The organism is Paraburkholderia sp. BR13439, assembly GCF_040948805.1.
In the GTDB taxonomy this organism is placed as follows: Bacteria; Pseudomonadota; Gammaproteobacteria; order Burkholderiales; family Burkholderiaceae; genus Paraburkholderia; species Paraburkholderia youngii.
On record NZ_JBFPKN010000001.1, the window covers coordinates 703,469 to 719,604 of the forward strand.

Here is a 16,136-nt window from a genome sequence, read left to right on the forward strand (position 1 = left end):
CGGGCTTATCCTTCGCGCGGTGCCGGCGGCAAGCCCGGCGGAGCACTGCCGGCGGCACCGTCAGCGCTGCCACCCGTCGAGCCGGCGACGCGCGTGGACGGTGCCGGCGGACCGGCGAGCGAGCCGAGCGCGAGCGCCGCGCTGTCGGCCGACGTGCGCGGCAACGGCCGATCGCCGCTCGCATCGATCTCGTCGGCGACATCCCAAAGCACACGCGGATCGAACGTGACGACGACCGCGAACATCAGCGTCAGCGCGCCGAACGCGAACAGCGCCGCCTCGGGGATCACGCGCGCGAGACTGACCATCTTCACGATCGTGATCAGCACGCCGAGCATGAACACTTCGATCATGCCCCACGGCCGCACGAACTGGATCGCGCGCAGCACCCGATTGAAATGCGGGGGCACGTAGCCGGAGCGCAGCGGCACCAGCACGTACAGCAGCGCGACGAGTTCGGTGAGCGGAAAGAGGATCGTCGAGCAGAACACCATCACGGCGACGATCTCCATGTCCTCGCCCCACAGCGCGACGAGCGCGCCGAACAGCGTAGTCTGAGAGGTGATGCCGTTGGTTTCGAGTTCGACGATCGGAAAGCCCTGCGCGATCACGAACGTGATCAGCGCGGCGAGCGTCAGTGCGCAGATCGCGTCGAGCTTGCGCGATACGCCGCGAAAGAGCGTCGCGCGGCAGCGCGGACAACGCGCGGCGACGCGCCCGACAAGCCGTGGCTTGCGGAACAGCGTATCGCATTCGTGGCACGCGATCAGGTTCTCATGTTCCATGCGGCAGATGGGCTAACGACGTAGTGGCGGCGTGCAAGGCCTGCTCTTGACGAGGGAAGGGGCGGCAGTGAGCAGCAATAGTACCAAACGCAGCCTCGCGACCGACGCGAAGCGCGCGCGGCGCGCTCCGGCGTGCTGCGCTGCAAAATTCGGGCCCCTTCCGCCGATGCGCTGCAGCCAGCTTTGCGCGCTTGGGGTAGCATGGCGCCCGTGGCATCCCCCAGCGGCCTTTTCTGGCGATGATGCCGGCCGCATCGGCCGCGCGCGCCGTGCCGGTGCACGGCAGGGATCGCGGAATACCCGGCCGCGGCGCGCCGTTAACTTCCAACAGCCTGCGTTGATCTGTCATGACACTCAATCCATCGTTCGGTACCCGGGAGTCGTACACGCGGACCGCCATCGCGTTTCACTGGCTGATCGCATTGCTGATCGTCTGCGGCTTTGCGCTCGGCTGGGTGATGACCGACATCCCGGGCTTCACGCCCACCAAGCTGCGCTATTTCTCGTGGCACAAATGGATCGGCGTGACCGTGTTCGCGCTCGCGATCGTGCGCATCCTGTGGCGCGCGACCCATGCCGGACCGCCGATGCCGCGCCGCATGCCGACCTGGCAGCGCGCCGCCGCGCATCTGACGCATCTGCTGCTGTACGCGCTGATGATCGTGATCCCGGTGTCCGGCTATCTGTATAGCTCGGCGGCGAACGTGCCGGTCGTCTACCTCGGGCTGATTCCGCTGCCGCGAATCATCGCGCCCGATCCGCACCTGAAGGAACTGCTTAAGAACCTCCATATCGCATTGAATTACACGTTGCTCGTGCTGGTCGCGTTGCACGTCGCGGCGGCGCTCAAGCATCAATGGCTCGATCGCGACGGCCTGCTGTCGCGCATGATCCCCTTCCTCAAATAAGGACAACCATGAAGGTTTCGTTTTATCGCTACATGCTCGCCGCGTTCGCGGCGGCGTCGCTGAGCGCCGCGGGCGCGGCGCTCGCGCAGGTCGACGTCGCGAAGAGCTCGGTAACGGCCACCTCGAAGCAGATGAACGTGCCGGTCGAAGGCAAGTTCAACAAGTTCACCGCGCAGGTCAGCTTCGATCCGGCGAAGCCGACGGCCGGCAGCGCGCAGATCGACATCGACGTCGCCAGCTTCGATCTCGGCGACGAGAGCTACAACGAGCAGGTGCGGGGCAAGGAATGGTTCGATGCGAAGACTTTTCCGCGCGCGACGTTCGTGTCGAGCGAGATCGCGCCGGCTGGCGGCAATCAGTTCAAGGTGACCGGCAAGCTGACCATCAAGGGCAAGTCGCAGACGGTCATGATGCCGGTCACGGTGAGCCAGCAGGGCGCGACGCAGACCTTCGACGGTGCGCTGCCGATCAAGCGCTCGCAGTTCGACGTCGGCACCGGCGAATGGAAGGACACGTCGGTCGTCGCCGACGAGGTCGTAATCAAGTTTCATATCGTCGCCGCGCACAAGTAACGCGCGCGGCGTTCGCGATGTGCGCCGCGCCACGTGGGGCGCGGCCGTTTTCCCACCGCAGGTTGCACCGCGATTTTCAACGCAAAACAGGAGCACGAATTGAAAACGTCCATGTTGATCGCTGTTGGCGCGCTGGCTTCGTCGCTGTCGCTCGGCGCCTTCGCCGCCGATACCTATATGCTTGATCCGATGCATACGTTTCCGAGCTTCGAGGCCGACCACTTCGGCGGTCTGTCGATCTGGCGCGGCAAATTCACGAAGACCACGGGCTCGGTGACGCTCGATCGCGCGGCCAGGACCGGCACTCTCGACGTGAGCGTCGATCCCGCTTCGGTGCAGACCGGCAACCCGAAACTCGACGAGCACCTGAAATCCGACGAGTTCTTCGACGTCGCGAAGTATCCGACCGTGACCTACAAGGGCACCGAGATCAAGTTCGACGGCGATAAGCCGGTCGAGGTGATCGGCAATCTGACGATTCGCGGCATCACGAAGCCGGTGAATCTGAAGGTCGACTCGTTCAAGTGCATGCAGCATCCGGTGCTCAAGCGCGAAGTGTGCGGCGTCGAGGCGAGCACCGAATTCAATCGCGCCGATTACGGCATGGACTTCGGCGCGAAGTACGGCTTCAGCATGCAGACGCGCCTGCATATCCAGTCGGAAGGCATCAAGCAGCAGTAAGCGCGACGGCATCTTCGCGCTGCACCGCAACACGAAAACCGCTTCGGTCGTTCTCCGACGAAGCGGTTTTTTATCGCCCGTAGCGAACGGCGCGGCCATGCTTGGCGCGTAGCGGCCCACATCGGGCATTTGTCGCTCGCTTCACCTTTATTTTTTCAGTTAAATAGAGCGCACGCAGTCATGCCGGTGGTGCGCGTTGCCGGGATGGCCGACGCGGACGTCACGCGTTGCTTCGAATAAATATTTCGCGCAGCACAGGAGATCTGGATGAATGCAACGACAGCAGCAAGCGTCGCGGGAAGCCGGCAGAATTCGTGGCGCGCGGTGGCCGCCGCCTCGATCGGCAACGCGCTCGAATGGTTCGACCTCGTGGTCTACGGCTTTTTCGCCGTGACCATCTCCAAGCTGTTTTTTCCGGCCGGCAACGACACCGTGTCGCTGCTGCTGACGCTCGGCACGTTCGGCGTGTCGTTCTTCATGCGACCGCTCGGCGCGATCGTGATCGGCGCGTACTCGGACCGCGCCGGGCGCAAGGCGGCGCTCACGCTTTCCATCCTGCTGATGATGAGCGGCACGCTGATCATCGCGATTCTGCCGACCTATCAGAGCATCGGTCTCGCCGCGCCGCTGATCCTCGTACTCGCGCGGCTGATGCAAGGTTTCTCGGCCGGCGGCGAGTTCGGCAGCGCAACCGCGTTTCTCGCCGAGCACGTGCCGGGGCGGCGCGGCTTCTACGCGAGCTGGCAGATGGCGAGCCAGGGCCTGACGACGCTGCTTGCGGCCGGCTTCGGCGCGTTGCTGACGGGCGGGTTGTCGCAGGAGCAGATGACGTCGTGGGGCTGGCGCGTGCCGTTCTTCTTCGGTCTGCTGATCGGGCCGGTCGCGTTCTACATCCGCACCAGGCTCGACGAGACGCCCGAATTCCTCGCCGCCGAAACGACACAGACGCCGCTGCGCGACACGTTCGCGACGCAGAAGCTGCGGCTCGTGATCGCGATGGGCGTGGTGATCCTCGGGACGGTGTCTTCCTATCTGATGCTGTTCATGCCGACTTATGGCGTGCGGCAACTGGGGCTCGCGCCGTCGGTCGCGTTCGCGGCGATCGCGGTGACGGGTCTGATCCAGATGGTGTTCTCGCCGGTGGCCGGGCATTGGTCGGATCTGCATGGACGCACGCGCATCATGCTCGGCGCGGCCGTGCTGCTGTTCGTGCTCGTCTATCCGGCGTTCGCGTTCCTGATCGCGCATCCGAGTTTCGGCACGCTGATCGTGTGGCAGATCGTGTTCGGCTTTCTCGTCAGCGGCTACTTCGGCGCAACCCCGGGCCTATTGTCGGAGATCTTCCCAGTGCAGACGCGCACGACCGGCATGTCGCTCGCGTATAACATCGCAGTGACGATTTTCGGCGGCTTCGGGCCGTTCATCATCGCGTGGCTGATCAGCGTGACCGGATCGAAGGCGGCGCCGAGCTACTACATGATGTTTGCCGCGCTGCTGAGCATCGCGGCGCTGATTGGCGCGCGGCGCAAGCTGGGGTTTCGCTAGGTCCGAGCCGGCAACGACGACGCACGACGTAAACGCAGAAGGCCGATTCGCAAGAACCGGCCTTCTTTGCTTTGCGCAAGCCTCAGCGGCTACGCGCGCATCAGACCTGCGCGCCCGCGTTCGGATCTTCCGGATCGTGGGCTTCCTTCTTGTCCTTGATCAGGTCTTCTCGCTTGACGCCGAACCACATGGCAAGAGCCGCGGCGACGAACACCGACGAGTAGATACCGAACAGAATACCGACCGTCAGCGCGAGCGCGAAGAAGTGCAGCGTCGGCCCGCCGAACAGGAACATCGACAGCACCATCATCTGCGTGCAGCCGTGCGTGATGATGGTACGCGACATCGTGCTGGTGATTGCGTGGTTGATCACTTCGATCACGCTCATCTTGCGTTCGCGGCGGAAGGTTTCGCGAATCCGGTCGAAGATAACCACCGACTCGTTGACCGAATAGCCGAGCACCGCGAGCACCGCGGCCAGCACCGACAGCGAGAACTCCCACTGGAAGAACGCGAAGAAGCCGAGAATGATCACGACGTCGTGCAAGTTCGCGATCACGCCGGCGACCGCGTACTTCCATTCGAAGCGGAACGACAGATAGATGACGATACCGACCACCACGCACGCGAGCGCCAGCAGACCGTCGGTAGCGAGTTCCTTGCCGACCTGCGGACCGACGAACTCGACGCGCTGCAACTGCACCTCGGGCGTATCGGCCTTCAGCGCGCTCATCACCTGCTCGCTCTGCTGTGCGGACGTGAGGCCCGGCTTCAGCGGCAGACGGATCAGCACGTCGCGCGCGGTGCCGAAGTTCTGCACCTGCGCGTCGGCATAGCCGAGCTTGCCGAGCGTGGCACGCACCGGGTCGAGCGGCACCGCGCCCGGATACTGAACCTCGATCACCGTACCGCCGGTGAATTCCACCGAAAGATGCAGCCCGCGATGCACGAGGAAGAACACGGCGGCGAGGAAAGTGATCAGCGAGATCGCGTTGAAGATCAACGCGCGCTGCATGAACGGGATGTCTTTGCGGAAACGGAAAAATTCCATGGTCTTGTTCTCCGGGACTCAGCGGGATGAACCCGGTTTCTGCGGCGTCGAGCCATTCGACGTCGGCGTGCCGGGCGCATTGCGGCGGCGCACGGTCGGCTTCGTGCGACCCTGCGCGCCGGCTGCGGCCGGTGCCTTCGAGCTTGCTTTCGCGCTCGCCTTCGCCGTGGCGATGGCCTGCGCGGTGTCGGTCGCGGCGTCGCTGCTGCCGAGGCCGCCGCCGTAAGCAGCCGAGCCGGCGGCTGCCGCTTGCGGACGCCACACCTGGCCGATCGACAGCGACTTCAGCTTCTTCTTGCCGCCGTACCAGAAGTTGACGAGGCCGCGCGAGAAGAACACCGCCGAGAACATCGACGTCAGAATGCCGATACAGTGGACGATCGCGAAACCGCGCACCGGACCCGAGCCGAACGCGAGCAGCGCGAGGCCGGCGATCAGCGTGGTCACGTTCGAGTCGAGAATCGTCGCCCATGCGTGCGCGTAGCCGTTCTGGATGGCCAGTTGCGGCGGCGCGCCGTGGCGCAGTTCTTCACGCACGCGCTCGTTGATCAGCACGTTCGCGTCGATCGCCATACCGAGCGCGAGCGCGATAGCGGCGATACCCGGCAGCGTGAGGGTGGCCTGCAGCATCGACAGCACCGCCACCAGCAACAGCAGGTTCACGGACAGGCCGATCATCGAGATCACGCCGAACAGCATGTAGTACGCGATCATGAACACGGCGATCGCCGCGAAGCCCCACACGACCGAGTGGAAGCCCTTCTTGATGTTGTCGGCGCCGAGGCTCGGGCCGATCGTGCGTTCCTCGATGATTTCCATCGGCGCGGCGAGCGAACCGGCGCGCAGCAGCAGCGCGAGGTCGGCGGCCGCTTGCGGGGTCGGCTGGCCGGTGATCTGGAAGCGGTCGCCCAGTTCCGACTGGATGGTCGCGACCGTCAGCACTTCGCCCTTGCCGCGCTCGAACAGCACCATCGCCATCGGCTTGCCGATGTTGTCGCGCGACACCGCGCGCACGGCGCGGCCGCCGGCCGAGTCGAGACGGATGTTGACCGACGGGCGCTGATGCTCGTCGAAGCCCGCCGATGCGTCGATGATGCGGTCGCCGGTGAAGATCACCTGCTTGCGCAGCAGCACCGGTGCCTGGTTGCCTTGCGTGAACAGCTCATCGCCCGGCGGCACCGGGTCGTTCGGGTTCGGATGCGTGTTGACCGGGTCGGCGAGGCGCGCTTCGAGCGTTGCCGTACGGCCGATGATGTCCTTCGCCTTCGCGGTGTCCTGCACGCCCGGCAGCTCGACCACGATGCGGTCCGCGCCCTGCTGCTGGATCACCGGCTCGGCCACGCCGAGTTCGTTCACGCGGTTATGCAGCGTCGTGATGTTCTGCTTGAGCGCAGCGTCCTGCACCGCTCGCTGCACGGCCGGCGTGAAGGTACCGACCAGCTGCACGCCGCCGTCCGCGCCGGTGTTCGGCTGCGAGGTCCACTGGAGTTCGCTGACGCCGCGGCCGAGCAGCTTGAGTGCCGCGTCCGCCGTGGCCTGATCGGCCAGATTCACCACCACCGACTGGTTCACGCGATTCACGCCGCCGTCGCGGACGTTGTTGTCGCGCAGCAGCGTGCGCACGTCCGAGGCGTCCGAATCGAGCTTCTTGTTCAGTGCGCCGGCCATGTCGACCTGCAGCAGGAAGTGCACGCCGCCGCGCAGGTCCAGACCGAGGTACATCGGCAGTGCGCGCAGCGCGGTCATCCAGGTCGGCGATGCGCTTTGCAGGTTCAGTGCGACGATGTATTGCGGATCGTTCGGATCGCTATTGAGCGACTTCTGCAGCAGGTCTTTGACGCGCAACTGCGTGTCCGTGTCCGTCAGGCGCACGCGGATGTTCGCGTTGGTCTGCGAGTTGTCGAACGTGACTGCGGTCGGCTTGATCTGATTGCCCGCGAGCGCGGCTTCGACCGACGCCAGCGTGGTGGCGTCGAGCCTGACCGTGGCCTTGCCGCTCGACACCTGCACCGCCGGCGCTTCGCCGTACAGATTGGGCAGCGTGTACACGAGGCCGATGACCAGAGCCACCAGCATCACGGCGTATTTCCAGAGGGGGTAGCGATTCATGAGTGGTCCAACGGGAAGGTTGGCTTGGATGCGATGCGTCCGGCGATGAGCGCGGGCCGTTCAGCGAAGTGCCTGAACCGCCGGCGAGGCCGCGCCGGACGCGAGGAGTGCAGGCCTTACAGCGACTTGATCGTGCCCTTGGGGAGAATTGTCGTGACCGACGCCTTCTGCACGGTAATTTCCGTGCCTTCCGAGATTTCGATGCCGACGTAGGCTTCGCCCACCTTCGTCACCTTGCCGACGATACCGCCGTTCGTCACGACTTCATCGCCCTTGGCCATCGCTGCGAGCATGTTGCGATGTTCCTTCTGACGCTTCATTTGCGGGCGAATCATGATGAAGTACAGCACGCCGAACATCAGGATCAGCGGCAGGAAGCTCATCAGGTTCGATTCGACACCACCTGCTGCAGCGCCTTGGGCGAAGGCATTGGAAATGAACGACACGTTGGTCTCTCCGTTATTGGTCAAACAAACGAACAAAAAATCAGCCGATTATTCTACCACCGGCCATACGCACGCCGGCACGGCGAATCGGCTTTGTGATCAACCGTTTAAAGGTCCGATGCGGGGCAAATTCAGCGGTCAGCGAAAGCAAATTGTAGGTTGTCCGCGTGCGGCATGGGCAGTCTTCAGTGGCATTCGCCTACCGGGCCGTCAGGACGACGGTTCGACGCCGCGCGCCCGGTCTTCGTGGAAGCGCTTGCGGAACGCGTCGAACAGCTTCGCCTCGATCGCATCGCGCATTTCCTGCATCAGTTCGAGGTAGTAGTGCAGGTTGTGGATCGTGTTCAGCTGCGCGCCGAGGATTTCGCCGACGCGATGCAGGTGGTGCAGATAGCCGCGCGTGAAGTTGCGGCAGGTGTAGCAGCCGCATTGCTCTTCGAGCGGGCGCAGCGAGTTCCTGTGCGTCGCGTTGCGGATCTTGATGTCGCCGAAGCGCGTGAACAGCCAGCCGTTGCGCGCGTTGCGCGTCGGCATCACGCAGTCGAACATATCGACGCCGGCCGCGACGCCGGCCACCAGGTCTTCCGGCGTGCCGACGCCCATCAGGTAGTGCGGCTTGTTGGCCGGCAGCTTCGGGCCGATATGGTTCAGGACCCTCATCATGTCTTCCTTCGGCTCGCCGACCGACAGACCGCCGATCGCGAGGCCGTGGAAGTTCTTCTCGGCGAGACCGGCGAGCGACTCGTCGCGCAAGTCCTCGAACATGCCGCCCTGCACGATGCCGAACAGCGCATTCGGATTGCCGAGGCGCTGGAATTCGTCGATCGAGCGCTGGGCCCAGCGCATCGACATGCGCATCGATTCAGCGGCTTCCTTGTGCGAGGTCGGGATGTTGTTGGTCGCGTACGGCGTGCATTCGTCGAACTGCATCACGATGTCCGAGTTCAGCACCTTCTGGATCTGCATCGACACTTCCGGCGACAGGAACAGCCGGTCGCCGTTGATCGGCGACGCGAACGTGACGCCGTCCTCGGTGATCTTGCGCAGATCGCCGAGCGAGAACACCTGGAAGCCGCCCGAGTCGGTCAGGATCGGCTTCTTCCAGCCCATGAAGCCGTGCAGGCCGCCGTGCGCCTCGATCGTCTCGAGGCCGGGGCGCAGCCACAGATGAAACGTATTGCCGAGGATGATCTGCGCGTGCATTTCGTCGAGCTCGCGCGGCTGGACTGCCTTCACCGTGCCGTAGGTGCCGACCGGCATGAAGATCGGCGTCTCGACCACGCCGTGGTTGAGCGTGACGCGGCCGCGGCGCGCGAGGCCGTCGGTGCCGAGCAGTTCGAATTTGAGGCCATTCTCCGGACGCTCGTGGGCAGGATGCTGCGAGGGATGACCAAGGGTCATGGGGATCACTCCTGTGCTACCGGAAAACAGTCCGGCGCAATCAATGAAAACCGCCACGAAGGATCGCGGCGGCTAGGAAAACTGCCAATACGCTGAAGCAGTGCTGGAACCGGCTCAGGCATCGCGCCGCGTCAGCAGCATCGCGTCACCGTAGCTGAAAAAGCGATAACGCTCGTCGATCGCATGACGATACGCGGCGCGAATCGTCTCGACGCCCGCGAACGCCGACACCAGCATCAGCAGCGTCGACTTCGGCAAATGGAAGTTCGTGACCAGACGGTCGACCACGCGGAAGCGGTAGCCCGGCGTGATGAAGATGTCGGTTTCCGCGCTCGCCGCGGCGAGCGGATGGCCGGCTGCTTCGGCGTCGCGCGCGGCGGCTTCGAGCGCGCGCATCGACGTGGTGCCGACCGCGATCACGCGGTTGCCGCGCGCTTTGGTCGCAGCGATCCTGTCCGCCAGCTCTTGCGGCAGGTGATACCACTCGCTGTGCATCTTGTGCTCGGCGATGTTTTCGACCCGCACCGGCTGGAATGTGCCCGCGCCGACGTGCAGCGTCAGCGTCGCGCGTTCGATGCCGAAGGCGTCGAGCCTCGCGAGCAGCGCGTCGTCGAAGTGCAGGCCGGCGGTCGGCGCGGCGACCGCGCCCGGGTTCTGCGCGAATACGGTCTGATAGCGGGTTTCGTCGGTCGCGTCGGGATCGTGCTCGATGTACGGCGGCAGCGGCAGACGGCCGTATTGCTCGACCAGGGTCAGGCAGTCGTCGGGGAAATGCAGCGTGTAGAACTGATCGACGCGCTCGCCGACGGTGACGTCGAACGCGTCGGCGAGACGGATCGTCGTGCCCGCCTGCGGGCTCTTGCTCGCGCGGATCTGCGCAAGTGCGCTGCGCTCGCCGGTCAGGCGCTCGACCAGCACTTCGATCTTGCCGCCGCTCGCTTTCTGGCCGAAGAAGCGTGCCTTCAGCACTTTGGTATCGTTGAAGACCAGTAGATCGCCCGGCGCGAGGCACTCGGGCAATTCGGTAAAGCGGCGGTCGATGAGGCGCGCGGCGCCGTCGGCGGCGCCCGCGGCGTCCACGTCGAGCAGACGGCTTGCGCTGCGCTCGGGCAGCGCGACTTGCGCGATCAGCTCGGGCGGCAGATCGAAATCGAAATCGGAAAGCGTAAACATGCGAACGACTGGAAGCGGATTGGTACTGATTTGGGACTGAATTGAGCCGAAGCCGGAGCCGGGCGGCTATGATGGCGGGACGCCGAAGCGGCCCGCGAGCGCGTTGAGCCGCATCTTGCCCACGCTGGATGCGCGCAGAGCGGCACGTTTTTTTCGACAGCAGCCGATATTGTACTTGCGAAGCAGCCCATGCCTTTGTCCGACCGCCGATCGTCCGTTGCCACCCTCGAAGCGGGCGCCGAGCCGCGGCGCCGCGGTGCGCGAGCGGAGGCGGGGGAACGGGAGGCGGCAGAAGGTGGCGCGCAAGGCGGCATGATCGCCGCAGGCCATGATGCCGGGCGCGACGGCGACCCCGCGAGCGTCGACAAGCCCGCCGCCAAAACCAGAGCCACGGCGAAAGCCGCCGCCAAACCTGCAGCCAAAGCCCCCGTCAAAACCGCCGACAAGCTCGCCAAACTCGGCCTCACACGCGACATCGACCTCGTGCTGCATCTGCCAATGCGCTACGAAGACGAAACCTCGCTGACGCCGATCGGTCACCTGCTGCCCGGCGGCATCGCGCAAACCGAAGGCGTCGTATTCGACAACGAGATCGCCTATCGCCCGCGCCGGCAGCTGCTCGTGAAGCTGCGCGACGCCGACGGCGACGAGCTGGTGCTCCGCTTTCTGAATTTCTACGGCTCGCAGGTCAAGCAGATGGCGCTCGGCGCGCGCCTGCGCGTGCGTGGCGACGTGCGCGGCGGCTTCTTCGGCATGGAGATGGTGCATCCGACCGTGCGCGTCGTCGATGAAGACACGCCGCTGCCGCAGGCGCTGACGCCGGTCTATCCGAGCACCGCGGGCGTGTCGCAGGCGTATCTGCGCAAGGCGATCGACAACGCGCTCGCGCGCACGTCGCTGCCGGAGCTGCTGCCCGCGCCGGTCGCACGCGCGTTTCTCGAACCGCTCGGCGTGCCGGCGCTGATGGACGCGGTGCGCACGCTGCATCACCCGGGCGCGCAGTCGGACGAAACGGCGCTGATCGACGGCACGCATCCAGCGTGGGTGCGCATCAAGTTCGAGGAGCTGCTCGCGCAGCAGATGTCGCTCAAGCGCGCGCACGACGAGCGGCGCAACCGCGCCGCGCCGGCGATGCCGCGCCGCAAGCTCGGTGACGAATCCGCGCTGGTCGCGCGTCTGTTGAAGGCGCTGCCGTTTTCGCTGACGGCCGCGCAGCAGCGCGTCGGCGGCGAGATCGCGCTCGATCTGACGCAGCCGCATCCGATGCAGCGCCTGTTGCAGGGTGACGTCGGCAGTGGCAAGACGATCGTCGCGGCGCTCGCCGCCGCGCAGGCAATCGACGCCGGCTACCAGGCCGCGCTGATGGCGCCGACCGAAATTCTCGCCGAGCAACACGCGCGCAAGTTGCGCGGCTGGCTCGAGCCGCTCGGCGTGAATGTCGCGTGGCTCGCGGGCAGTCTGAAGACGAAGGAGAAGCGCGCCGCGATCGAAGCGGCCGCGCTCGGCACCGCGCAGCTGGTGATCGGCACGCACGCGATCATCCAGGACGCGGTCGACTTCGCGCGTCTCGGGCTCGTGATCGTCGACGAACAGCATCGCTTCGGCGTCGCGCAACGGCTCGCGCTGCGCGCGAAGGCGCGGGGCGCCGCCGACGGCGCGTCCGACTTCCAGCCGCATCAATTGATGATGTCCGCGACGCCGATTCCGCGCACGCTCGCGATGACCTACTACGCGGACCTCGACGTCTCCACGATCGACGAACTGCCGCCGGGCCGCACCCCGATCCTCACGAAGCTCGTGTCCGACGCGCGCCGCGAAGAGGTGATCGGCCGCGTGCGCGAGGCGGCGCTGACGGGGCGCCAGGTGTACTGGGTGTGTCCGCTGATCGAGGAAAGCGAGACGCTGCAGCTGCAAACCGCGGTCGAGACCTACGAGACGCTCGTGGCCGCGCTGCCCGAGCTGAGGGTCGGCCTCGTGCACGGGCGCCTCGCGCCCGCCGAAAAGGCCACGGTGATGGACGCGTTCTCGCGCAACGACATCCAGCTGCTGGTCGCGACCACGGTGATCGAGGTGGGCGTCGACGTGCCGAACGCGTCGTTGATGGTGATCGAGCACGCGGAGCGCTTCGGTCTCGCGCAGCTGCATCAGCTGCGCGGACGGGTGGGGCGCGGCAGCGCCGCGTCGGTCTGCGTGCTGCTGTACACCGGACCGCTGTCGATGACCGCCCGCGCGCGCCTGCAAACGATGCGCGAAACCACCGACGGCTTCGAGATCGCCCGCCGCGACCTCGAAATCCGCGGACCCGGCGAGTTCCTCGGCGCGCGGCAGTCGGGCGCGGCGATGCTGCGTTTCGCCGACCTGCAAAACGATCAGCACCTGATCGAGCCCGCGCGCGAAGCCGCCGCCACACTGCTGGACCAGTATCCCGACGTAGTCATCCAGCATCTGGCGCGCTGGCTCGGCGCGCGCGAGCAATATCTGAAAGCCTGAGCGCGAGGCCTCCGCCACGAACGGAACGGCTAAAAGGTTGGCGAACCGACCCTATAGGTGTATAACTAGAACCTATCGAATCTATCGTACTGATTGATCCCCGAATGACGCTCACCGAATTGAAATACATCGTGGCGGTGGCCCGCGAGCGGCACTTCGGCCGGGCCGCCGAAGCGTGTTTCGTCAGCCAGCCCACGCTGTCCGTCGCCATCAAGAAGCTCGAAGACGAGCTGAACGTGCAGATTTTCGAGCGCGGCACGAGCGAGGTCAGCGTCACGCCGATCGGCGAACAGATCGTCACGCAGGCGCAACGCGTGCTTGAGCAGACGCTCGCGATCAAGGAAATCGCCAAGCAGGGCAAGGACCCGCTGGTCGGTCCGCTGCGCCTCGGCGTGATCTACACGATCGGGCCGTACCTGCTGCCCACCCTTGTCAAGCAGATGATCCAGCGCGTGCCGCAGATGCCGCTGATGCTGCAGGAAAATTACACGCTGAAGCTGATCGAACTGCTCAAGCAGGGCGAAATCGACGTCGCGATCATGGCGCTGCCGTTTCCCGAAACCGGTTTGATGCTGCGTCCGCTGTACGACGAGCCGTTCGTCGTCGCGCTGCCGTCCGGGCACGCGTGGGAAGGCCGCTCGAAGATCGACCCTGACGATCTGAAGCAGGAAACCATGCTGCTGCTCGGCAGCGGCCACTGCTTCCGCGATCATGTGCTCGGCGTATGCCCCGAGTTGATGCGCTTTTCGCAGAATGCGGACGGAATCCAGAAGACCTTCGAGGGTTCGTCGCTCGAAACGATTCGTCATATGGTCGCGAGCGGCGTCGGCATTACCGTGCTGCCGCGCATGTCGGTGCACGAGGTCAAGCCGCATGCGGGCGGTATCGACGCGGGCCTGCTCAGCTACGTCGCGTTCGACGAGCCGGTGCCCGATCGCCGCGTCGTGCTGGCGTGGCGCAAGAGCTTTACGCGCATGCCAGCGATCGATGCGATCTGCGAGGCAATCGCCGCCTGCGAGCTGCCGGGCGTCAAAAAACTCGATCTGCCCGCTGCCGTCAATTAACGCGCGGTCATCGCGCAGCCGCGCCGGATAACGGCGCGGCCTGCCGCCAAAAAGGGCGCGAGCCCTATCGAATAGATTAAATTAATCAAATACGAATATTCGATAGCAATTGCTATAGTTTCCTCCATGGATCGCCCGATCCCCTGATTCGATAAGGCTCAGCCTCCGACTCCCCAGTCGGGGCGTCAGACAAGCCAGGAGGAAAACATCATGCAAGCAGTTTCACAGCCCATCCACGCTTTTCCCGCCCAACCGACCATGACGGCCGCCGCGCCGAGTATCCGCGCGGTCGCGATGTCGTTGCTGGTCGACCGGGTGCTGGCCGCCTGACGCGCCTACCCATGACGGCGTCCGTCCCGCACGGATGCCGCGCGATTTCTCTGATCCAATAAAACCCACGCAGGAGTGCTCATGTCCGAACGTAAGCTCACCAATGCCGCCGGCGCGCCCGTCGCCGATAACCAGAACACGATGACCGCCGGCCCGCGCGGCCCGGTGGTGCTGCAGGATGTCTGGCTGCTCGAAAAGCTCGCGCACTTCGATCGCGAAGTGATTCCCGAGCGTCGCGTTCACGCGAAGGGTTCGGGTGCGTTCGGCACGCTGACGATCACGGACGACATCTCGCGCTACACGAAGGCGAAGGTGTTCGCGCAGGTCGGCAAGGAAACACCGCTTTTCATGCGCTTTTCGACGGTGGCCGGCGAGCGTGGCGCGGCCGATGCCGAGCGCGACGTGCGCGGCTTTTCGATCAAGTTCTACACCGAAGAAGGCAACTGGGACGTGGTCGGCAACAACACACCGGTGTTCTTCATCCGCGATCCGCTGAAGTTTCCGGACTTCATTCATACGCAGAAGCGTGATCCGTACACGAACCTGCGTAACAACGTCGCGGCGTGGGATTTCTGGTCGCGTCATCCGGAGTCGCTGCATCAGGTGACGATTCTGATGAGCGATCGAGGGATTCCGAAGAACTACCGGCAGATGCACGGCTTCGGCTCGCACACATACTCGTTCATCAACGCCAACAACGAGCGTTTCTGGGTCAAGTTCCACTTCAAGTCGCAGCAGGGCATCGAGAACTTCACCGACGCCGAAGCCGCGCAGGTGGTCGCCAATGACCGCGAAAGCGCGCAGCGCGATCTGGTGAACAGCATCGACGCGGGCAACTTCCCGAAGTGGCGCTTCGCGATTCAGGTGATGCCCGAAGCGGATGCGGCGAACTACCGCTTCAACCCGTTCGACATCACGAAGGTGTGGTCGCAGAAGGACTATCCGTTGATCGACGTCGGCACGATCGAGCTGAACCGCAATGCGGCCAACTATTTCGCCGACGTCGAGCAGGCGGCGTTCACGCCGGCCAACGTGGTACCGGGCATCGGCTTTTCGCCGGACCGTCTGTTGCAGGGGCGTCTGTTCTCGTACGGCGATACGCAGCGTTACCGGCTCGGCATCAATCATCATCAGATTCCGGTGAATGCGCCGCGCGTGCCAAACCCGCATTCGTTCCATCGCGACGGCGCGATGCGCACCGACGGCAATCTCGGCGGCAACGTGAATTACGAGCCGAATCGCTTCAGCGACTTCGCGCAGGACGCGAACGCATCGGAGCCACCGCTCGCGGCTGGCGCGGTCGCGCGTTACGAGCATCGCGAGGACGACGACTACTACACGCAGCCGCGCATGCTGTTCGCGCTGTTCGACGACGCGCAGCGTCAGCGTCTGTTCGGCAATATCGCGCGACATATCGACGGTGTGCCGCAGGACATCGTCGCGCGTCAGATCGAGCATTTCCGCCGCGCCGATCCGGCTTACGCGGAAGGTGTGATCGCGGCGCTCGCCGCGTTGCAGGAAGGCAGAAACCGCTAGGCGTCCAGTACGCGGCGCATGGCAAGGCAGTAGCACAGTAATCGA

At 64.8% G+C, this 16,136-nt stretch carries 13 protein-coding genes; 7 read left to right on the plus strand and 6 right to left on the minus strand.

What is annotated here, in order from left to right; all coding sequences use genetic code 11:
- Window positions 1-5 precede the first annotated feature (5 nt).
- Window positions 6-785, minus strand: coding sequence for a paraquat-inducible protein A (locus tag AB3X96_RS03255; protein ID WP_368588556.1), 780 nt, complete (start codon window positions 783-785; stop codon window positions 6-8).
- Between the two features lie 347 nt (window positions 786-1,132).
- Here AB3X96_RS03255 and AB3X96_RS03260 point away from each other — a divergent pair, with 347 nt between their 5' ends.
- The 4 genes from AB3X96_RS03260 (at window position 1,133) to AB3X96_RS03275 (ending at window position 4,491) form a co-directional block, all read left to right on the plus strand.
- Window positions 1,133-1,693 carry a cytochrome b gene (locus AB3X96_RS03260; RefSeq protein WP_368588557.1) on the plus strand — a complete coding sequence of 187 codons (561 nt, stop codon included), beginning with the start codon at window positions 1,133-1,135 and terminating at the stop codon, window positions 1,691-1,693.
- An 8-nt stretch (window positions 1,694-1,701) separates the two neighbouring features.
- Window positions 1,702-2,265, plus strand: a complete 564-nt coding sequence (locus AB3X96_RS03265) for a YceI family protein (protein ID WP_176109527.1) — start codon at window positions 1,702-1,704, stop codon at window positions 2,263-2,265.
- Window positions 2,266-2,376: 111 nt separating this feature from the next.
- Complete coding sequence (locus AB3X96_RS03270) at window positions 2,377-2,946, plus strand: YceI family protein (protein ID WP_176109526.1); 570 nt, start codon at window positions 2,377-2,379, stop codon at window positions 2,944-2,946.
- A 267-nt stretch (window positions 2,947-3,213) separates the two neighbouring features.
- The gene (locus tag AB3X96_RS03275; protein ID WP_368588558.1) at window positions 3,214-4,491 is read left to right on the plus strand and encodes an MFS transporter; all 1,278 of its coding nucleotides are present in this window, start codon (window positions 3,214-3,216) and stop codon (window positions 4,489-4,491) included.
- A gap of 100 nt (window positions 4,492-4,591) precedes the next feature.
- Here the strand turns inward: AB3X96_RS03275 and secF are convergent, their stop codons facing one another.
- The 5 genes from secF to queA form a co-directional block, all read right to left on the minus strand.
- Window positions 4,592-5,542: a protein translocase subunit SecF gene (gene secF / locus AB3X96_RS03280; protein WP_368588559.1), complete on the minus strand. Its 951-nt coding sequence runs from the start codon at window positions 5,540-5,542 to the stop codon at window positions 4,592-4,594.
- Between the two features lie 18 nt (window positions 5,543-5,560).
- Window positions 5,561-7,651 carry a protein translocase subunit SecD gene (secD, locus tag AB3X96_RS03285; protein WP_368588560.1) on the minus strand — a complete coding sequence of 697 codons (2,091 nt, stop codon included), beginning with the start codon at window positions 7,649-7,651 and terminating at the stop codon, window positions 5,561-5,563.
- A gap of 116 nt (window positions 7,652-7,767) precedes the next feature.
- Complete coding sequence (yajC, locus tag AB3X96_RS03290) at window positions 7,768-8,097, minus strand: preprotein translocase subunit YajC (protein ID WP_176109522.1); 330 nt, start codon at window positions 8,095-8,097, stop codon at window positions 7,768-7,770.
- Between the two features lie 210 nt (window positions 8,098-8,307).
- Window positions 8,308-9,498, minus strand: coding sequence for a tRNA guanosine(34) transglycosylase Tgt (gene tgt / locus AB3X96_RS03295; RefSeq protein WP_368588561.1), 1,191 nt, complete (start codon window positions 9,496-9,498; stop codon window positions 8,308-8,310).
- 114 nt (window positions 9,499-9,612) lie between these two features.
- Complete coding sequence (queA, locus tag AB3X96_RS03300; protein ID WP_368588562.1) at window positions 9,613-10,671, minus strand: tRNA preQ1(34) S-adenosylmethionine ribosyltransferase-isomerase QueA; 1,059 nt, start codon at window positions 10,669-10,671, stop codon at window positions 9,613-9,615.
- 189 nt (window positions 10,672-10,860) lie between these two features.
- On the opposite strand from queA, the gene recG reads away from it, so the two are divergent.
- From recG to AB3X96_RS03315, 3 genes are all read left to right on the plus strand, one after another.
- Window positions 10,861-13,161, plus strand: a complete 2,301-nt coding sequence (gene recG, locus AB3X96_RS03305; protein WP_368588563.1) for an ATP-dependent DNA helicase RecG — start codon at window positions 10,861-10,863, stop codon at window positions 13,159-13,161.
- A gap of 104 nt (window positions 13,162-13,265) precedes the next feature.
- Complete coding sequence (locus AB3X96_RS03310; protein ID WP_013088477.1) at window positions 13,266-14,225, plus strand: LysR substrate-binding domain-containing protein; 960 nt, start codon at window positions 13,266-13,268, stop codon at window positions 14,223-14,225.
- A 411-nt stretch (window positions 14,226-14,636) separates the two neighbouring features.
- Window positions 14,637-16,091 (plus strand): catalase, encoded by a 1,455-nt coding sequence (locus tag AB3X96_RS03315; RefSeq protein WP_368588564.1) that lies wholly within the window; start codon window positions 14,637-14,639, stop codon window positions 16,089-16,091.
- Window positions 16,092-16,136: the final 45 nt, after the last annotated feature.